This window comes from Novosphingobium terrae (assembly GCF_017163935.1).
GTDB lineage: Bacteria > Pseudomonadota > Alphaproteobacteria > Sphingomonadales > Sphingomonadaceae > Novosphingobium > Novosphingobium terrae.
Window position 1 is genome coordinate 2,922,157 of sequence record NZ_JABVZR010000001.1, and the last position, 18,144, is coordinate 2,940,300.

An 18,144-nucleotide genomic window follows, 5' to 3' on the forward strand; every position below is an offset into this window, starting at 1 on the left:
GTTTGAGCCCCCAGATGCCCCCTGCACAGACCCCGCATGGTGTGTTACACCTTTGGTTCACCTGAGTTTTGCTACGGAGCAATCCGTGTTCTGTCGGTTACCCGCTTCTCCCCCGCCGGGTTTCTTGCCGGTGCGTGCCATCCATGCCTTGGCGGCGATCGGCTGTGCCTGGTCTCTGCCGGTGCAGGCGCATACGCCGCATGAAACGGCCCAGATCATGGCCCAACGCATTCTGACGCCCGACCACCGCGTGCTGACCAACCGCGGCCCGGTGGTGATGAGCGACAATCCGGCGCCTGAAGAAGGCACGCCGGACAGTGCCGGGGCCGGCATTGCCGATGCCGCCGCCACGGGTCTGGCCCCGCCCGATCTGCTGCCGCCCATGGTGGGCGTCACCGCGCTGGACGCGGGCTTTCCCGAGTTCGCCGATGCGCTGCTGGCCGAGGCCGGGCGGCAGATGGACGCGGGCATGGCCGATGAGCTGCTGGCCAGCATTGGCCGCGTCTATCGGGGCCGGATGGCGCTGCTCACCCATAAGGTGAACGGGGACAGCGACCCCTTCCATGCCAAGGCCCCGCGCGCCCTGCCCGGCGACGATCCGGATATGACGTGGGACCGGCTGAACAACCATAATTTCGGCTCGGCGCGTTATCTGGCCGTGGCCGTGACGAACAAGTTCAACGGCTTTTCCAGCATGGCCACCAATGTCCAGCTGCAGCACACCACCGGGCCGGTGGATGTGGAGGTGAAGGTTTCGGGCTGGCAGGGGCTGAGCATGGCTCAGGCGATGAGTCTGAGCTACAACAGCATCGCGCTGGTCGATCTGAACAAGAATGTGAAGGTAGGCATGACCGCCAGCGGCAGTCTGGGCACGCTGGGCGCGCTGACCCCGGCGCAGGATCAGGTGGCCGGGCCGGTGGCGCGTTTCAAGCTGTTCGGCAATGGCACCTCGGTCTCGGCGGAGACGGGCTATTCCTTCCGTATGCGGCAGGAAAGCGATCCCGGGCTCAACCGCTTTCACGCCAATCTGAATTTGAACGTGAAGCTGTAAAAGCGGTTTGAAAGCGCGGCACCAGCCCGCTTCCCCGGATTTTCAAACAGCCTCACGAAAAAGCGGCGGCTCCTTCCGGAACCGCCGCTTCCTTCATGCGTGTTTTGGAAGCTCGATCAGCGCTCCCACACGCCATTGACCTTGCGCGGCAGACCCCAGGGGTTGGCATCCTGAAGCGCGGCAGGCAGCAGGGCATCGGCGATATCCTGATAGCAGACCGGGCGCTGGAAACGCGTCAGCGCCAGCGTGCCGACCGAGGTGGTGCGCGCGTCGCTGGTGGCGGGGAAAGGCCCGCCATGAACCATGGCGTGGCACACTTCCACGCCCGTGGGCCAGCCATTGGCCAGCACGCGGCCCACGCGGTCGACCAGACCGGGCAGGATCTGCGCGGCGACCGCATTGTCGCTGTCCACAGCGTGGATCGTGGCGGTCAGCTGACCTTCCAGCGCGGCGATCACGGCGTTCAGCTCGGCCACATCCTTGGCGACAACCACCACCGAGGAGGACCCGAAGACCTCATGGCCCAGCGATTCATCGGCGATGAAGTCAGCGGCCTTGGCCTTGAACAGCGCCGGGCTGCAGCGGTTGAGGCCCGCTTCCTTGCCGGTGGCGACACGCTCGGCATGGCTGTTGGCGTCCAGAGCGGCCACACCCTTGGCATAGGCACCCGCAATGCCCGGCGTCAGCATGACGGCGGGGTCAACGCCCGCCAGCGTGGCCGAGGCGGCATCGATGAACGTATCCAGATGCTCGCTTTCCAACGCCAGAATCAGGCCCGGGTTGGTGCAGAACTGGCCCGCGCCCATCGTCAGCGAACCGGCAAAAGCCTTGCCCAGCGCCTCGGCCTTTTCAGCCAGAGCGCCCGGCAGCAGCACGACCGGGTTGATGGCCGACAGCTCGGCGTACACGGGGATCGGTTCCTTGCGGGCCTGCGCCAGCTTGACCAGCGCCAGACCGCCGAAGCGCGAACCGGTGAAGCCCACAGCCTTGACGCGGGGATCGGTGACCAGCGCGCCGCCCAGCTCGTTCGAGCGGCCCGGCAGGTAGCTGAAGGTGCCCTCGGGCAGACCGGCCTTGGCGACGGCGGCGGCGATGGCGCGCGCCACCAGCTCACCGGTGCCGGGGTGCGCGGGATGGCCCTTGACCAGCACCGGGCAACCGGCGGCGAAAGCCGAGGCAGTGTCGCCACCGGCGACCGAGAAGGCCAGCGGGAAGTTCGAGGCACCGAACACCACCACCGGGCCCAGCGCGACATTCATGCGGCGCAGATCGGGGCGCGGCAGGGGCGCACGATCAGGCATGGCGGGATCGATGGTGACATCGAGGAACTCACCCTTGCGCAGTTCGGCGGCAAACAGCTTGAGCTGGCCCACGGTGCGGCCACGTTCGCCTTCGAGGCGGGGGCGAGGCAGGCCCGATTCGGCCATGGCGGTCTCGATCAGCACGTCGCCGATGGCGAGGATTTCCTCAGCCACGGCGTCGAGGAAGTCGGCGCGGGTGTTGGGGGCCAGATTGGCGAAGACCGGATAGGCGGCGGCGGCCAGAGCGGCGGCCTCTGCCACATCAGCGGTGGTGGCTTCGGAAACCTGCGGGCCAAAGTTCTCGCCGGTCGCCGGATTGACGGACTGGAACCCGCCCTCATGCTTGCGCGCCGTGGCGCCGATCAGAATGCTGCCGTCGATCATGTGATGTTCCTTGAAGGATGCTGCGAAAGAGGTGCTGTTTGAAGGCGATATGGGGGTTAAACCGGGCGATTACCAATGCGTCCTTGCCATCAATCCATGCGCGGAATGTGAATCAATCGCCTGCGGCAGTGGATCAATGGTAGCGCAATCATTACGCCCCCTCCCTGCCCCGGCTTCGCGCCTGACACAAGCCCTGTTGGCAGGCTGATCATTTTTGCGAAAAACCGGTTCCCACTTTCCCGAACCATGTTCTAGATTGGCCGCCATGACCCAGGGCACCACGATTTTCGAACGAATGTCAGCGCTTTGCCGCAACAGCGACGCCGTCAATCTGGGTCAGGGCTTCCCCGATCTGCCCGATCCGCCCGAACTGATCGAGGCCGCGCGCCGCGCGCTGGTCGACCGATCCAACCAATATCCCCCGATGCGCGGCCTTGCTGAACTGCGCGCGGCGGTCTGCACCTATTACGGCCAGACTCAAGGCCTTGCGCTCGATCCTTCAGAGGTGATCGTCACATCAGGCGCCACCGAGGCGCTGGCCGCCAGCATCCTCGCGCTGGTCGAGCCGGGTGATGAGGTGATCTGCGTCCAGCCGCTCTACGATGCCTATGTGCCGCTGATCGAGCGCGCCGGCGGCATCCCCGTCTTCGTGGACCTCAAACCCCCGGCATGGGATCTGGACATCGGCGCTCTGGCCGAGGCGATCACGCCGCGCACGGCGATGATCCTGCTCAACACGCCCAACAACCCCACCGGCACCATGCTGCCCCGCGCCACGCTGGAGGCCATCGGCCAGCTCGCCGAAGCCTATGACCTGATCGTGCTGTGCGACGAGGTCTGGGAAGGCATGGTCTTTGACGGCACGCCGCATATCTCGCCGCTGGCGATCCCCTCGCTGCGGCAGCGCTCGGTGAAGGTGAGTTCGGCAGGCAAGATCTTTTCGCTCACCGGGTGGAAAATCGGCTGGGCCGTCGCCGCCCCCGAACTGGCCGAACGCATCGCCGCGCGCCACCAGTTCCTCACCTTCACCACCCCCACACCGCTGCAATGGGCCGTGGCCGATGGCCTCTCGCTGGGCCGCGACTGGCTTGCCGCCCATGCCGCCCGCTATTTCCTTGGCCGCCGCGCGCTGATCAAGGGGTTGACCGAGGCCGGTTACAGCCTGCTGCCCGCCTCGGCCACATGGTTCGTCACCGTGGATCTGGCCGCCTCCGGCTTCACGCAAGAGGATGCGGTGGTGGCCGAAAGGCTGGTGAGCGAGGGCGGCGTGGGCTCCATCCCGGTCTCGGCCTTCTATGCGCAAAACCCCCAGACGAGCTACCTGCGCCTCTGCTTCTGCAAGACCGCCGAAACGCTGACCGAAGCGGTCGAACGCCTCGCCCGCTTCCGCGTTCAGCAGAGCGGATAAGGCGAACCGGTCCCCCCACGCGGCCACCGCCGTGACAATTGACGACACGATGTGACAGATGGCGCGTTATTCAGACGCTATACAGCGCCCATCCGCCACATGAGGCGGTCAAGGCCCGCCGCCGACACGGCGGCCAATGGAGAGATCCCATGCGCCCACTGCTCGCCGCCCTCAACCCCGCCCGCCTCGGCCTGCTGACGCTGGCCGCCGCCGCTGCCGCCACCGGCGTTGCCGCGCTGGCCCAGCCGCCCGAAGGTGGCCCCGGTGGCGGTCCCGGAGGCCCCGGTGGTCGCGGCAACCCTGTCGAGATGATCATGCATGCCGACGCCAACGGTGACGGCAAGGTCACCAAGGAAGAGTTCGTCGACGCGCAGTTCAAGCGCATGGACCGCAACCAGGATGGCGTGATCGACGCCAAGGACTTCGCCGACCTCCCCGCCGAAATGGCCGACCGCCAGAAGGAACGCGTCATGCGCGCCGACGCCAATGGCGATGGCAAGGTGACCAAGGAAGAGCTGGCCGCCAATGCCAGCCGCATGTTCGACCGTTTCGACACCAACCATGACGGCGCCATCACGCGTGAGGAAGCCGAGGCTGCGGTTGCCCAGATGCGGCAGGCTCAGGGGCAGTAAGGGTTTTCAGAAAGGGGACATGCGAGGGTGTTACACCCTCGCGCTCCCGGGTTTTGTCAGCCTTGGCGCTTCGGGTTCGGCCTGGAGCAATGTCGCTGCGCCGCGGGCTTTCATGATCGAAGGGCGCCGGGGCTTTCTGCCTGCGGCGCCTTTTCGTTGCGCGGGTGGAGCGGTGAAGCCCTTTATATCGGAGCCACCTCCCTATCGTCGGGAGACGTTATGGGAGCGCGAGGGGGTAACCCCCTCGCTTTTTCCTTTTACTTCTTAATCACATCCTGCGGATCGCAGATCACCAGGGCGCTATCCCGCCGGGCCAGAGACACCAGCGCCAGTCCCGCCACCTCGGCACGCTGAGCGGCCAGACTTGTCGGCGCGGAGATCGTCACCAGCAGCGGGCAGCCCGCGCGGACGGTCTTTTCCACCAGCTCATAGCTGCAGCGCGCGGAGAGCAGGATAAAGCCGCCCGCCGGGTCCAGGCCCTCGCGCAATAAGGCGCCGATCAGCTTGTCCAAGGCATTGTGGCGCCCGACATCCTCTCGGGCCAGCACGATGGTCCCATCCGGGGCGCAAAAGGCCGCTGCATGAACCGCGCCTGTCGCACGACCCAGCGGCTGGTGCTCCGAGAGAGCATTCAGAGCCCCGGCGATGGCCTCGCGGGTGACGGCAAGATCGGCTTTCAGACGCGGCAAAGGCGCCAGCACGGCCTCGATGGAGTCCATGCCGCAGAGGCCGCAGCTGCTCTCGCCAAGGCGGGTGCGGGCGCGGTCCAGCGCCAGCCCGGCGCGGTCCGGGCTGAGCCAGAGGCGCAGCACCCGGCCTTCCCCCGCCCGATCGGGAAATTCCAGCGGGACGGCATCGACGGCTTCCATCTGGTCGGCCCGTTCGATCAGGCCTTCCGCCAGCGCGAAACCCAGCGCGTAATCCTCAAGGTCGGCGGGGGTGGCCATCATCACGGCATAGCCGAAGCCGCCGACTTCGATGGCGATGGGCGCCTCGATGGGGACGGTGCGCGGCAGGTCGGCGTCGCCCGCTTCGGCCAGACCCAGGCGGTGGACCGGCAGCGTGATGGAACGGGGGTCAGGGGGGCTTTGCATGGTCTCTCCATAGGCCCAGCCGCCGCGATGCGCAAAATTTGGGGCTGTCATGACTCGCGCATGTGCTTCATAATGCTTGGCCATTGGAACGGAGCGGCAGTCATGGATGAACAACGGCCCGAAGGCATTGAACGCTATGACGATCCCGCTGGCGGCTGGGGCGCTTTGCGCGCGGTGGCCAGCGCGCTCAAGCAGCAGCAGGCGGTGGAGCGCGGCACGCAGGCCCTGTGGAAGCAGAACAAGCCTGAGGGTTTTGATTGCCCCAGCTGCGCCTGGCCCGATCCCGATCACAGCTCCGCTTTCGAATTCTGCGAGAATGGCGCCAAGGCGGTGGCGTGGGAATCGACCTCGCGCCGAGTGGGGGCCGAGTTTTTCGCCCAGCACAGCGTCGCCGATCTGTGGCAGCAGTCAGATCACTGGCTGGAGGATCAGGGCCGCATCACCGAGCCCATGCGCTACAACCCCGCCACCGATCATTACGAGCCGGTCAGCTGGGGCGAGGCCATGGCGGCCATCGGCAAGGGGCTGGCCGCGCTGGACAATCCCGATCGGGCCGAGTTCTACACCTCTGGCCGCTGTTCGAATGAGGCGGCGTTTCTGTATCAGCTGTTCGTGCGGCTGTATGGCACCAACAATTTCCCAGACTGCTCGAACATGTGCCATGAGGCGACCTCGGTGGGGCTGCCCAAATCCATCGGCATCGGCAAGGGCACGGTCAGCCTCGATGATTTCGACCATGCCGATCTGATCCTGTCCTTCGGGCACAATCCGGGCACCAACCATCCGCGCATGATGGCCAATCTGCGCAGCGCCGCCCGGCGCGGGGCGCGGATCATCGTGTTCAACCCGCTACGCGAGCGCGCGCTGGAACGTTTCGCCTCGCCGCAATCGCCGGTGGAGATGGCCACCTTCTCGGCCACGCCGATTGCCGACACCTATCTGCAGGTGAAGGTGGGCGGCGATATGGCGGCGCTCAAGGGCATCGCCAAGGGGCTGCTGGCGCTGGATACGCAGGCTCTGGCGGCGGGCAAGCCCAGCGTGCTGGACCGGGCCTTTATTGCCGAACACACCAATGGCTTCGACGCCTTCGTGGCCGATATCGAGGCCACCGACTGGGATGTGATCGTGCGGGACAGCGGCCTTGCCCGCGCCGATCTGGAAGGCGTGGCGGCGGTCTATGCCAAGGCCAAGGCGACGATCCTGTGCTATGGCATGGGCATCACCCAGCATCGCACCGGCACGCAGAATGTGCAGCAGCTGGCCAATCTGCTGCTGATGAAGGGCAACATCGGCCGCAAGGGTGCGGGCATCTGCCCCCTGCGCGGCCACTCCAACGTGCAAGGCGACCGCACCGTGGGCATCTGGGAGCGCCCGACCGAGGCCTTCCTCGACAAGATGCAGGAGGTCTTCAACTTCGATCCGCCGCGCAAGCATGGCAATTCGGTGGTGGAAAGCATCGCCGCCATGCGCGAGGGTTTTGCCAAGGCCGTGATCTGTCTGGGCGGCAATCTGGCCATCGCCTGCTCCGATCCCGTCGCCTGCGCCGAGGGTTTTCGCAAGCAGGATCTGGCGGTGCATATCACCACCAAGCTCAACCGCACGCACCTGTTGATGGCGAAGGACAGCTTCATCCTGCCCTGCCTTGGCCGCACCGATCTGGATGTGCAGGCAACGGGATCGCAGGCGGTGACGGTGGAGGATTCCATGTCGATGGTCCACGCCTCGCGCGGGTTTTTGAAGCCGCCCAGCGATATGGTACGCTCCGAGCCGTGGATTGTCGCGCATATGGCCAAGGCCACGCTGGAAGCCATGGGCAAGCCCGATGCGGGCGGCGTCGACTGGGAGGGGCTGGTCGGCGATTACGATCTGATCCGCGATCTGATCGAGCAGGTGTTCCCCGCCTTTGCCAATTACAATCAGGGCATTCGCAAGCCGGGTGGCTTCCACCTCACCAACTCGGCCTCGCTGCGCCAGTGGAACACGCCCGACGGCAAGGCGCAGTTCCTGACGCATGCCAGCCTCGACGAGGATGAGGTCACCGATGATGACACCGTCCTCAAGCTGACCACCCTGCGCTCGCATGACCAGTACAACACCACGGTCTATGGGCTGGACGACCGCTATCGCGGTGTGTTCGGGCGGCGCGATATTCTGTTTGTCAGCCCGAAGGAGCTGGCGCGTCTGGGCTTCCATGAGGGCGATGTGGTCGATGTTGCCACCGCTCTGGCGCATGCCGCGCCGGGGCGCGTGGTGCGCGGGCTGACCCTGGTGGCGCAATCGCTGCCCGATGGCTGCTGCGGCGCCTATTACCCCGAGACTCAGCCGCTGATCGCTCTGGAGCATCACGATCCGCAGAGCATGACGCCGGCCTACAAGTCGATCCCGGTGAAGATCACTTTGGCCGAGCCCAAGGTGCCCAGTGAGGCCGATGAGCTGGTCGTGCGGCGTGATGGGGTGGCGGGGATCGTTTAAGGGTTAGGGGAAGTAGGCCTCCGGCGGGCAAAGGGTCCCAAGCGTGTGCTTGTCACGCGCGACAAGCTAGGGCGCCCTTTGCAATCCCTTTCATGTCTGTATCCCGTTATTTGTGCCAGTAGCTGAAGGCCCATCCCAGATCGGCAATGGCTTCATCGTCAAGCTCGGGGTGGCGCCGGCGTATTTCCGCCTCAGCCCATGTCGTGGCTGAAATCAGCGAGTGAGTTTGCCAATCGACAGGCAACCCGTCCATCTCCTTCACAAGCCGAGAGATCTCTTCGACCATAGCATCATCGAAGACCTCCCGCACCCGATCCGCCCTGGCGCATGGAAACGAGGACCTGCCCCGCCCAAGATAGAGCTGCAAAGCGCGCGACATGTCATTCATGCGGGCCATCATAGCGCGATCAGGCAAGGGCCGCCATGTCGCCCATACTCACCCGCTCAGAACCACCCATGCAGCCCCAGCACCAAACCCCGGCTGTTCGCACTGTCACCGCGCAAGCGGGCCAGATCGCCGCTCCGCCCCGGCAGCCATTCCCAGTTCACGCCGACATAAGGCGCGAATTTGCGCGTGAACTCATAGCGCAGACGTAGCCCAGCCTCGGCGCTCGATAGCCCCGCGCCCAGCCGCTGCCCCGGCAGATCCTGCGCCGCCAGCAGCACTTCGCCGCGTGGTTGCAGCACCAGCTTGCGGGTGATGCGCTGATCCGCGCTGACCTCCAGCCTTGCGCTGACCTCGCCCCGGTCCGACAGATAGGCCTGCGCCAGCACATCGAAACGATAGGGCGCCAGCCCCTCCAGCGCGACCATCGCATGCGTGCGCGCCGGGCCCTGACCGAAGTCCTGACGCACCCCGGCCTGCACATTCCACCATGGCGTCAGCGCGCGCGAATAGGCCGCCTCCACCTCGCCATGGTCGAGCTTCTGGCCGACCTCTCCCTCGCCCCGGCTGCGCAGCACGAAGCGGTTGAGATCGCCCACCCAGCCCTCGCCTTCCCATTCATAGCTGTCCCGCCCCCGGTTGAGGCGATATTCCGCCAGATCGAGCACCGCCGCGCCGTAAGGCCCGCCGCCTTCACGCATCATCGCCGCCTCGGCCCGGGCCATGGCGACAGGGTCGTAATAGCGATCCGCCGCGCGGTTATGCGCCATCGATGGCGCTGAAGCGCTTCCCGCAGGCTGGTCGGTGCCGACAGGATCGGCAGCATCCGCAGCGGGAGGCGCATCATGGGCATGATCCTGCGCGAAAGCGGGCGAGGCGCAGGCCAGTGTCAGCGCTATGAATGCAAGCCGCCTCATGCCGGGTGCACCTGCATGTCCTTGGCCGGGCGCACCTGCGCCACGCGCATCATCCCCATCGCCATATGCAGGAAGAGATGGCAGTGGAACGCCCAGTCCCCGGGCTCCGGCGTCACATCGAAACTGGCCTTGCCGCCCGGCTGCACCGTCACCGTATGCTTGCGCGGCGCATGCAGCCCCTGTCCCGTCACCAGATCGAAGAGATGGCCATGCAGATGGATCGGATGGGCCATCATCGTATCGTTCACCAGCGTGACGCGCACCCGCTCCCCGGTGCGGAAAGGCAGCGGATCATGGGCGCTGCGCATCGTCTTGCCGTCCATCGACCACATATAGCGCTCCATCGATCCGGTGAGATGCACCTCCACCTCGCGCTCCGGAGCGCGCGTGTCGGGCATGGGGTTGAGGGCAAGCAGATCATGATAGGTCAGCACGCGGTGACCCAACCCATCCAGCCCCACGCCCGGGTCACCAGTGCGGTCCATCGGCATGGCCGAGATCATATCCACCCCCGGCCCCATCGCCACCTGAGGCGCCAGAGAACCATCGCGCATGGTCATCTTCATCGATGAGCCCTTGGGCATATCCATGCCCATATCCTTCATCGTCAGCAGCGGGCGTGGACGCAGGGGCGGAAACTCGGCCTTCATGCCCGCTGCCGGGGCCAGAGTGGCGCGCGCCATGCCGGAGCGATCCGCCGACTCCGCCACAAAGGCATAGGCGCGACTGTCAGGAGGCGTAACGCGCAGATCATAGGTTTCACCGGGACCGATCTGCAACTCATCCACGCTGACCGGGCGGACATCCTGCCCATCGGCGGCGATCACCTCCAGCGGCAGACCGGGGATGCGCAGGTTGAAGAAGCTCATCCCCGCCGCGTTGATCACCCGCAGGCGCAGGGGCTGGCCCGGGGTGAACAGCGCGTTCCAGCCCTCCTGCGGGCCATGGCCGTTGACCAGATAGCGCAGCACCGCCCCGCTGACGTCCGAAATATCGCCCGGGTCCATGCGCATCTTCGCCCAGCCCAGCCTTTCGGCCAGAGGCTTGCCCTGCCCCTGCAGCAGCCCTTGCAATGTCGAGGGCTGGCGGTTGTAATAGTCGGAATCCTGCTTGAGATTGTGCAATATATGCGCCGGATGGACGAAGGCGTGGTCGGAAAGCACCAGCACCTGTTCGGCAGCGGGCATCCCTTCGGCAGGCTCGATCACGATGGCGCCATAGGCCCCCATCAGCTCCTGAAAGCCGGAGTGAGAGTGATACCAATAGGTGCCGCTCTGGGTGACCGGGAACTCATAGGTGAAACGCCCGCGCGGCGGGATACCGGGGAAAGACACGCCCGGCACGCCATCCATCTGGAACGGCAGCAACAGCCCGTGCCAATGCAGCGAGGCATCCTCATCCAGTTCATTGATGACCGTCAGGCGCAGCTGCTGGCCTTGCTTCAGGCGCAAGGTGGGGCCGGGCACGCTGCCATTGATGGCGATGGCGGCGGCGGGCTTGCCGTCGATGGGCAGATGGCCCTTGCTGAGGGTCAGGGTGATCTCTTCGCCTGACAGCGCCGCACCGCCCTGCGCGAACAGGGGCTGGCTGGCCCCGGCAGGCCAGCCAGCGCCCAGCAGCATGGCGGCACCTGTGGCGCGAAGCAGAGTGCGGCGATCGAGATCGGAGAGTGTCATACCAGCGTGATACGCGTTGGCGCGGTCAATCCCTCAAAGCCTCGCGCAGTTTTTCGCGGGCGCGGTAAAGGCGCGTCTCCACCGCCTTGGCGCTGATGCCCAGCAAAGCGGCCACCTCGGCCTGAGACAGGCCCTCGATGGCGCGCAGCACCAGCACATCCTTCAACCGCTCGGGCAGGTCGGCGATGGCGGCCATCGCGCGGGACAGTTCCTGCTTATCCGCCAGATCATCATCGGCCAGCGGCGCATCATCGGCCCAGTGATCCGCGGCATGGGCAGGCAGAGGCAGGCCCAGCCATTGCCTGACCTTGCGGCGGCGGCTCCAGTCATGGCTCTTGTTGATCGCGATGCGGGCCAGCCAATGGGCGAAGGGCCGTGCCCGGTCATAGCGCGCCAGAGCGGCAAACGCGGCGACAAAGGCCTGCTGGGTCACCTCCAGCGCGGCATCCTCATCGCCGCATTGGTGGCGGGCGATGCGGAAGACCTGCGCGCGGTGGCGCTCCAGCAGTAGGCGATAGGCCTCCTGCCGCCCGGCCAAAGCCAGAGCGGCCAGATCGCCATCCGCCAGATCCGCCAGAGCGCGGGTCATTTTTTGCCGTCAGTCAGGGCCTTGACCACGGCGGCGTCATAGCGCGCGGTCTGGTCGGGGCGCAGCACACCGCGCATAGCGAAGACATGCTCCAGCGTGGCCTTCTGCAGATCGCCCATCGCATGATGCGTGGCATCGACGGCGGCAGCAACGCGCGGGCCATAGCCATGCTCGGCCTGGATCGCGGCGGCCAGATCGGTGTTGGCGGCGCGCAACCGGCTCTCAAGCGCCTGTTTGCGCAGGGCAAAATCCTGCTCGATGGCGGAGAGTCGCGCCTTTTGCCCGGTATCGAGATCAAGCTGCTCATGAAGCAGGCTGTGCAGCGCGGATTCGGGCGGCGGGGCGGGCGCCAGCAGGTGATGCCCCGCCAGCACGCCCCCCAATGCCGCGACAAAGGCCAGCGCAGCCCCCAGCAGCATGCGGTTCACGGACGATCCTCCAGCAAAGCGGAGGGGATAAGATCGGGGCTCAGGCCCAGCATGGTGGGACTTGCGGCTTTCGCATGACCGGGCAGCGAAGAGGCCACGCCCAGCAGCAGCGCCAGCCCCGCTACCACGCCCAGTCCCGCCCCGCCCCAGACCGGCGCGGCGCGGGCCATGCTGCTCAGCCGATCGGCATCGATGCTCTCCACGCGCGGATCGGGCGGGAGGTCGCCCAGACGGGCCAGCAGATCATCGATGTCGCGCATGGCGAAGCTCCTTGTGGTTCGATGCGGAATACGCAGGGCGCGGCCTTATCCCTCATCGCGGCGAGGGATAGGGCAGCGGGGCGCGTAACACCATCATTTGCGCCCTTCGATGGGGTGCCGCAACGGGTTCAGCCCGAGCCTGCCGAAGGCGCCATGGCCGCGCATCCGAAAAGAAGCGCGCTGCAATGCGACACGCCGTTCAGTGCCACGACCTCCGGGGCTGGTGCTGGTGATGACCGCCATACCCGGCATGGCCGACCATCAGCCCATGACCATGAATGGCGTGCACGCGACGGTTTCGCCCGATGGCAAAAGGCACAGGGCGTGATGCATGTCGAGGTGAAGTGAGGCAATCGATGAAATTGTCCCATAAGCCAGCCGACGCATAGGCCTGCGCGACTTAAGCCTCTAGGCTGGCTGCCATGGATACGTTTTCTCGCCGCGCACGCCCCTCGCTGTTTCTTCTGGCCCTGCTGACATCGGCATTGGCATCGACTGGCGCCTCGGCGGCGCCTGCCGATCTGGCCCGGCAGAAAGCGCAGGCCGCCCGCGTCACCATCACCCGCGATGATTGGGGCATCCCCCATGTGCATGGGAGAAGTGATGCCGATGCCGTCTTCGGCATGATCTATGCGCAGGCCGAGGATGATTTCTCGCGCGTCGAGGCCAATTACCTCACAGCACTGGGCCGCACCGCCGAAGCCGAGGGTGAGGATGCGATCTGGGGCGATCTGCGGGAGAGGCTTTTCGTCGACCCCACAGAACTCAAGGCACAATATGCCGCCAGCCCGCTATGGCTGCGCAGGCTGATGGACAGTTGGGCCGATGGGCTGAACTATTACCTTGCCACCCATCCTCAGGTGCATCCCAAAGTGTTGCATCACTTCGAGCCATGGATGGCGCTGAGCTTCACCGAGGGCAGCATCGGCGGCGATGTGGAGCGTATCTCGATCAGCCAGCTCAAGACCTTCTACAACCAGCCCACCCCACCAACGCCCGAGGAACTGGGCAAGGTGCCGCGTGAACCTTCGGGGTCGAACGGCATCACCATTGCGCCGCAGATCAGCGCCAATGGCCATGCGCTGCTGCTGATCAATCCGCATACCAGCTTCTACTTCCGCTCCGAAGCGCAGATGAGCAGCGATGAGGGGCTCAACGCCTATGGTGCCAGCACCTGGGGTCAGTTCTTTATCTATCAGGGCTTTAACGCGAAGGCGGGATGGATGCATACCTCCTCCACCGTCGACAACATCGATGAGTTTGCCGAAAGGATCGTCCCTCAGGGCAAGGGTTACGCCTATCGTTACGGCGCGGCGCTGAAACCCGTTGCCAGCACAGTGGTCACCCTGCGCTTCCGCAAGCCGGATGGCGCGCTGGGGGAGCGCAGCTTTACCACATGGCGCACGCATCACGGCCCGATCGTGGCGATCAAGGATGGCAAGTGGATCGCCACCGCGCTGATGTGGAAACCCGTCCCCGCGCTGGAGCAATCCTATTTGCGCACCAAGACCAGCGATCTGGCGAGCTTTATGAAAGTGGCCGAATTGAAGGCCAATTCCTCCAACGATACGCTTTTCGCCGACAGCAAGGGCGAGACCGCCTTCCTGATGCCGCAATTCATGCCCCTGCGTGACAATCGCTTCGATTACCGCAAGCCGGTGGATGGCAGCGACCCGGCCACCGACTGGCACGGGCTGCACAGCATCGCCAGCCTGCCCAATGTGATCAATCCGAAGGTTGGCTGGACTCACAACACCAATGACTGGCCATGGGACGCCGCCGGTCCGGACAGCCCCAAGGCCGCCGACTACCCGCGCTATATGGATCAGGTAGGGCACAATCCACGCGGCGCCCATGCCGATCTGGTGCTGACGGGCAAGACCGGCTGGACGGCTGACAGACTGCGCGATGCCGCTTTCGATTCCTATCTGCCCGCTTTCGGGGATTTGCTTCCCGGTCTGGTGAAAGCATGGGAGGCTCTGCCCGACAGCGATCCGCGCCGCGCCGGGTTGGCCGCGCCCATCGCCCTGCTGAAAGGTTGGGACTGCCGCTGGCATGCCAACTCCACCGCAACCAGCCTCGCCGTCTTCTGGGGCGATCAGCTGTGGCATGAGGTGGGCAGCTTCGCTCAAGCCGAGCGGATGAATGTGCCCGACTATATCGCCTCCAAGGTCAGCCCGGAGGAGAAGCTGAAGGCGCTCAGCGCCGCCGTCGATCGCCTGACACAGGATTTCGGCGGGTGGCAGGTGCCATGGCAGCAGATCAACCGTTTCCAGCGGCTGGACGATGCCATCAAGCCGCATTTCGATGATGCGCAGCCCTCGGCGCCCGTGCCCTTCACCTCGGCGCAATGGGGCAGTCTGGCCTCCTTCGGCGCCAAGCCATGGCCGGGGACGAAGCGCTATTACGGCACCAGCGGCAACAGCTTCGTCGCCGTGGTGGAGTTTGGCCCGCGCGTCTCGGCCAAGGCGGTGATGGCCGGCGGGCAGAGCGGCGATCCGGCCTCCCCCCATTTCGCCGACCAGATCCAGCGCTATGCTGATGGCGATCTGCGCAAGGTCTATTTCTACCCCGACGAGTTGCAGGGCCACGCAGAAAAACCCTATCATCCGGGTGATCTATAGGATTAACCGGAGAGTACAAAAAGAGACCAGCCCCTCTGGTAACCCTGCGCAGACAATCCTATCTTCCGGTCCGGTGGGGGGCCGCGAAGGCGTTTCCACGCCATTTTCCCGTCGCGCTTCCGGTCCTGAGGAGCCTGCATGCCCCCCGTCTCATCCCCCATTCTGTCCATTTCGGGCTTAAGCAAACAATATAAATCCGGCCATACGGCGCTTGGCGGCGTCGATCTGGAGATCGAGCGCGGGGAAATCTTCGCCCTGCTCGGCCCCAATGGCGCGGGCAAGACCACGCTGATCTCCATCGTCTGCGGCACCGTCAACAAGACCGGCGGCACCATCGCCATGGATGGCGTCGACATCGCCGAGAACTTCCGCCTCGCGCGCCAGCGCATCGGGCTGGTGCCTCAGGAGATCGCGGTCGATATTTTCACCACCGTGTGGAACACCGTGTCCTTCAGCCGGGGCCTGTTCGGCAAGCCGGCAGACCCGGCCTATATCGAACAGCTGCTGCGCGACCTCTCGCTGTGGGAAAAGCGCGATGCCAAGATGATCGAGCTGTCAGGCGGCATGAAGCGCCGCGTGATGATCGCCAAGGCGCTGAGCCATGAGCCCGATCTACTGTTCCTCGATGAGCCCACGGCGGGCGTCGATGTGAACTTGCGCCGCGACATGTGGGCGCTGGTGCGCAAACTGCGCGAAAAGGGTGTCACCATCATCCTGACCACCCATTACATCGAGGAGGCCGAGGAAATGGCCGACCGTGTGGGCGTGATCGACGGCGGCAAGGTGCTGCTGGTGGAAGAAAAAGCCGCGCTGATGCGCAAGCTGGGCAAGCGCCGCCTGACCCTGACTCTGGCCGAAGCCATGGCGCAGGTGCCCGCAGCGCTGTCCGACTGGTCGCTCAGCCTCGAAGAGGATGGCCAAAAGCTGGTCTACAGCTTCGATGCCGAGGAGGACGATACCGGCATGCCCGCCCTGCTGCGCCGTCTCGATGAATTGCATATCGCCTTCAAGGATCTGGACACCAGCCGCTCCTCGCTTGAAGACATCTTTGTCGAGCTGGTGGAGAAACCGGCATGAGCGGCATCAACATCCACGGCATCTGGGCCATCTATCGCAGCGAAATGGCGCGTACCGTGCGCACCGTGTGGCAGAGCATCGCCACGCCGGTGATCACCACGGCGCTCTATTTCATCGTGTTCGGCGGGGCGATCGGGTCGCGCATGCAGCATGTGGGGGGCGTAGGTTACGGCGCCTTCATCGTGCCCGGGCTGATCATGCTCTCGCTGCTGACTCAGAGCATTTCGAATGCCTCGGTCGGCATCTATTTCCCCAAATTCACCGGGACGATGTTCGAGATCCTCTCGGCGCCCTTGAACGCCATCGAGGCGGTGATCGCCTATGTCGGCGCGGCGGCCACCAAATCGGTGGTGATCGGCCTGATCATTCTGGCCACCTCCACCTTCTTCACCGATGTGCGCATCCTGCATCCGGTGTGGATGGTGGGCTTTCTGCTGATGACCTCGATCGCCTTTTCGCTGTTCGGCTTCATCATCGGCATCTGGGCGAAAAGCTTCGAGCAGCTGGCGATCATCCCCTCGCTGATCGTCACCCCGCTGACCTTCCTGGGCGGCGCCTTCTACTCGATCGACATGCTGCCCCAGCCCTGGCGCACGGTCAGCCTGTTCAACCCGGTGGTCTATCTGGTGAGCGGCTTCCGCTGGAGCTTCTATGGCCTGGGCGATGTGGGCGTGGCGGCCAGCCTTGGTTTCACGGCGGGCTTTATGGCGCTGTGCCTGGCCGTGCTGTGGTGGATCTTCAAGACCGGCTGGCGCCTGAAGCCATAAGAGGCAGGCCTTAAAAAATGCGGGCCGTTCATCGCCCCCCGACGATGAACGGCCCTGTCTTCGGGCGAGCAGTGGCTCAGCCCTCAGAGTAACTCAAAACGCCCCTGTCAGGCCGCGAAAGCCTGACGCGCCGGATCGCGCAGATAGGAGCGCAACGCACCGAACACATGCTCCGTCACGCTCAGCGAAGTGCTGTCTTCCAGCTGTTCGCCGCTCATGCGGATCGAACCCTCACTGACCATCACACCCACCAGCCGCCGCGCGAACTCATAAGGCGCCCCCAAACGCCCGATGGCCCCTGCCAGCGACATGTTTTCGCCGGCGCAACCGGCCGCGAAAACCGTCAGCAGAATTTCCCACGACCAGTGCCGACCGAAAGAAGAGCCTGCGATACAGGCCCGATAGGCCGCCATCGTCAGTTCCGACCGGGCAGCAGCACCGGCAAAGAAATTCTCTTCCTCCAGCAGGTCTTGCGACTTCGCTTCAGGAAAACGATCGTTTTGGAAACGATTGTCCTCCGCAGCCAGACTGGCCTGATGATAGCTCAACGCAATCCCCTTCGCATCGCTAACACGGGAAGCAGTGCCTAAGCATCGCCTCTTTTGCGATCCGAGACCCCCATCCCGAATCGCAAGCCCTGTTTAACATCACGCCGGGGATAAGAATAGTTGGAACTTGTATTACTCGGCGCCCTTGCCGCCTTCTCGGGAATTATTAAAATCATTTTGGAGTAATTCTATTGCCGTCGCAATATGAAGAGCAGGAATATCGATTTTTCTTTTATCAAGTAAATCGAGAATATCTTGCAGCTGCTGAATGATTTTGGCGACCACTTTTTTCTCCATATCAGAAATCGGTGAAACCTGCACTCAATCGCCAGCAGCGCTTTCTTGATGGTTAGATCGATAAAACCCTTTGCATCCACCCAAGGTTTGACCGATGATCCGTCAAGCCAAGAGATGATTTGCCCGCAAGGTTGGCCAAAGCAGATGGTATTGCAAAACACCCTTAAACGCAGAACGGCAAAAATCGTTCCCGGGTGCTGAAATTTTTTCTGAAAAAATTTGAAATCACAGGGT

17 protein-coding genes are annotated in these 18,144 nt (G+C 64.5%); 7 read left to right on the top strand and 10 right to left on the bottom strand.

Features of this window, described 5'->3' with window-relative positions:
- Positions 1-130: 130 nt before the first annotated feature.
- A complete protein-coding gene (locus HGK27_RS13075; RefSeq protein WP_206241102.1) occupies positions 131-1,051 on the top strand; it encodes a hypothetical protein in 921 nt (306 codons plus the stop codon).
- A gap of 116 nt (positions 1,052-1,167) precedes the next feature.
- Here HGK27_RS13075 and HGK27_RS13080 read toward each other — a convergent pair whose 3' ends face one another.
- The gene (locus HGK27_RS13080; protein ID WP_206241103.1) at positions 1,168-2,736 is read right to left on the bottom strand and encodes an aldehyde dehydrogenase (NADP(+)); all 1,569 of its coding nucleotides are present in this window, start codon (positions 2,734-2,736) and stop codon (positions 1,168-1,170) included.
- Positions 2,737-3,001: 265 nt separating this feature from the next.
- Here HGK27_RS13080 and HGK27_RS13085 point away from each other — a divergent pair, with 265 nt between their 5' ends.
- Both HGK27_RS13085 and HGK27_RS13090 read left to right on the top strand, forming a co-directional pair.
- Positions 3,002-4,144, top strand: coding sequence for an aminotransferase (locus HGK27_RS13085; protein ID WP_206241106.1), 1,143 nt, complete (start codon positions 3,002-3,004; stop codon positions 4,142-4,144).
- Positions 4,145-4,293: 149 nt separating this feature from the next.
- Positions 4,294-4,776 (top strand): EF-hand domain-containing protein, encoded by a 483-nt coding sequence (locus HGK27_RS13090; RefSeq protein ID WP_206243155.1) that lies wholly within the window; start codon positions 4,294-4,296, stop codon positions 4,774-4,776.
- A 257-nt stretch (positions 4,777-5,033) separates the two neighbouring features.
- Here HGK27_RS13090 and fdhD read toward each other — a convergent pair whose 3' ends face one another.
- Positions 5,034-5,870: a formate dehydrogenase accessory sulfurtransferase FdhD gene (gene fdhD / locus HGK27_RS13095; RefSeq protein ID WP_206241108.1), complete on the bottom strand. Its 837-nt coding sequence runs from the start codon at positions 5,868-5,870 to the stop codon at positions 5,034-5,036.
- Between the two features lie 102 nt (positions 5,871-5,972).
- On the opposite strand from fdhD, the gene HGK27_RS13100 reads away from it, so the two are divergent.
- Positions 5,973-8,342 carry an FdhF/YdeP family oxidoreductase gene (locus tag HGK27_RS13100; RefSeq protein WP_206241110.1) on the top strand — a complete coding sequence of 790 codons (2,370 nt, stop codon included), beginning with the start codon at positions 5,973-5,975 and terminating at the stop codon, positions 8,340-8,342.
- Between the two features lie 106 nt (positions 8,343-8,448).
- On the opposite strand, the gene HGK27_RS13105 is transcribed toward HGK27_RS13100, so the two are convergent.
- The 6 genes from HGK27_RS13105 to HGK27_RS13130 are packed head-to-tail and all read right to left on the bottom strand — an operon-like array spanning position 8,449 to position 12,597.
- Entirely contained in the window at positions 8,449-8,730 is a 282-nt protein-coding gene (locus HGK27_RS13105) for a hypothetical protein (protein WP_206241112.1), read from the bottom strand.
- Between the two features lie 56 nt (positions 8,731-8,786).
- Positions 8,787-9,644: a copper resistance protein B gene (locus HGK27_RS13110; RefSeq protein WP_206241114.1), complete on the bottom strand. Its 858-nt coding sequence runs from the start codon at positions 9,642-9,644 to the stop codon at positions 8,787-8,789.
- Complete coding sequence (locus HGK27_RS13115; protein WP_206241116.1) at positions 9,641-11,320, bottom strand: multicopper oxidase domain-containing protein; 1,680 nt, start codon at positions 11,318-11,320, stop codon at positions 9,641-9,643. Before HGK27_RS13115 ends, HGK27_RS13110 begins: the two co-directional genes overlap by 4 nt.
- 25 nt (positions 11,321-11,345) lie before the next feature.
- Positions 11,346-11,909, bottom strand: a complete 564-nt coding sequence (locus HGK27_RS13120) for an RNA polymerase sigma factor (RefSeq protein WP_206241117.1) — start codon at positions 11,907-11,909, stop codon at positions 11,346-11,348.
- Positions 11,906-12,328 carry a periplasmic heavy metal sensor gene (locus tag HGK27_RS13125; protein ID WP_206243157.1) on the bottom strand — a complete coding sequence of 141 codons (423 nt, stop codon included), beginning with the start codon at positions 12,326-12,328 and terminating at the stop codon, positions 11,906-11,908. The genes HGK27_RS13120 and HGK27_RS13125 overlap by 4 nt, the downstream gene beginning before the upstream one ends.
- A gap of 5 nt (positions 12,329-12,333) precedes the next feature.
- Positions 12,334-12,597 carry a hypothetical protein gene (locus HGK27_RS13130; protein ID WP_206241119.1) on the bottom strand — a complete coding sequence of 88 codons (264 nt, stop codon included), beginning with the start codon at positions 12,595-12,597 and terminating at the stop codon, positions 12,334-12,336.
- Between the two features lie 422 nt (positions 12,598-13,019).
- Here HGK27_RS13130 and HGK27_RS13135 point away from each other — a divergent pair, with 422 nt between their 5' ends.
- The 3 genes from HGK27_RS13135 to HGK27_RS13145 all read left to right on the top strand — a co-directional run bounded on the left by HGK27_RS13135 (position 13,020) and on the right by HGK27_RS13145 (position 17,065).
- A complete protein-coding gene (locus tag HGK27_RS13135; protein WP_206241121.1) occupies positions 13,020-15,221 on the top strand; it encodes a penicillin acylase family protein in 2,202 nt (733 codons plus the stop codon).
- 138 nt (positions 15,222-15,359) lie between these two features.
- Complete coding sequence (locus tag HGK27_RS13140; RefSeq protein WP_206241122.1) at positions 15,360-16,298, top strand: ABC transporter ATP-binding protein; 939 nt, start codon at positions 15,360-15,362, stop codon at positions 16,296-16,298.
- Complete coding sequence (locus tag HGK27_RS13145; protein WP_206241124.1) at positions 16,295-17,065, top strand: ABC transporter permease; 771 nt, start codon at positions 16,295-16,297, stop codon at positions 17,063-17,065. Before HGK27_RS13140 ends, HGK27_RS13145 begins: the two co-directional genes overlap by 4 nt.
- Positions 17,066-17,172: 107 nt before the next feature.
- On the opposite strand, the gene HGK27_RS13150 is transcribed toward HGK27_RS13145, so the two are convergent.
- Both HGK27_RS13150 and HGK27_RS13155 read right to left on the bottom strand, forming a co-directional pair.
- Positions 17,173-17,613, bottom strand: a complete 441-nt coding sequence (locus HGK27_RS13150; protein ID WP_206241126.1) for a hypothetical protein — start codon at positions 17,611-17,613, stop codon at positions 17,173-17,175.
- 132 nt (positions 17,614-17,745) lie between these two features.
- On the bottom strand, positions 17,746-17,898 hold the full coding sequence (locus HGK27_RS13155; RefSeq protein WP_206241128.1) for a hypothetical protein: 153 nt from the start codon (positions 17,896-17,898) through the stop codon (positions 17,746-17,748).
- Positions 17,899-18,144 lie beyond the last annotated feature (246 nt).

What these genes read in the sequence shown, in the direction of transcription:
- HGK27_RS13115 (WP_206241116.1), bottom strand. Translation starts at nt 11,320, where the DNA reads ATGACACTCTCCGATCTCGATCGCCGCACTCTGCTTCGCGCCACAGGT.
- HGK27_RS13140 (WP_206241122.1), top strand. Translation starts at nt 15,360, where the DNA reads ATGCCCCCCGTCTCATCCCCCATTCTGTCCATTTCGGGCTTAAGCAAA.
- HGK27_RS13145 (WP_206241124.1), top strand. Translation starts at nt 16,295, where the DNA reads ATGAGCGGCATCAACATCCACGGCATCTGGGCCATCTATCGCAGCGAA.
- HGK27_RS13105 (WP_206241112.1), bottom strand. Translation starts at nt 8,730, where the DNA reads ATGAATGACATGTCGCGCGCTTTGCAGCTCTATCTTGGGCGGGGCAGG.
- HGK27_RS13110 (WP_206241114.1), bottom strand. Translation starts at nt 9,644, where the DNA reads ATGAGGCGGCTTGCATTCATAGCGCTGACACTGGCCTGCGCCTCGCCC.
- HGK27_RS13100 (WP_206241110.1), top strand. Translation starts at nt 5,973, where the DNA reads ATGGATGAACAACGGCCCGAAGGCATTGAACGCTATGACGATCCCGCT.
- HGK27_RS13130 (WP_206241119.1), bottom strand. Translation starts at nt 12,597, where the DNA reads ATGCGCGACATCGATGATCTGCTGGCCCGTCTGGGCGACCTCCCGCCC.
- HGK27_RS13085 (WP_206241106.1), top strand. Translation starts at nt 3,002, where the DNA reads ATGACCCAGGGCACCACGATTTTCGAACGAATGTCAGCGCTTTGCCGC.
- HGK27_RS13135 (WP_206241121.1), top strand. Translation starts at nt 13,020, where the DNA reads ATGGATACGTTTTCTCGCCGCGCACGCCCCTCGCTGTTTCTTCTGGCC.
- HGK27_RS13120 (WP_206241117.1), bottom strand. Translation starts at nt 11,909, where the DNA reads ATGACCCGCGCTCTGGCGGATCTGGCGGATGGCGATCTGGCCGCTCTG.
- HGK27_RS13090 (WP_206243155.1), top strand. Translation starts at nt 4,294, where the DNA reads ATGCGCCCACTGCTCGCCGCCCTCAACCCCGCCCGCCTCGGCCTGCTG.
- HGK27_RS13125 (WP_206243157.1), bottom strand. Translation starts at nt 12,328, where the DNA reads ATGCTGCTGGGGGCTGCGCTGGCCTTTGTCGCGGCATTGGGGGGCGTG.
- fdhD (WP_206241108.1), bottom strand. Translation starts at nt 5,870, where the DNA reads ATGCAAAGCCCCCCTGACCCCCGTTCCATCACGCTGCCGGTCCACCGC.
- HGK27_RS13080 (WP_206241103.1), bottom strand. Translation starts at nt 2,736, where the DNA reads ATGATCGACGGCAGCATTCTGATCGGCGCCACGGCGCGCAAGCATGAG.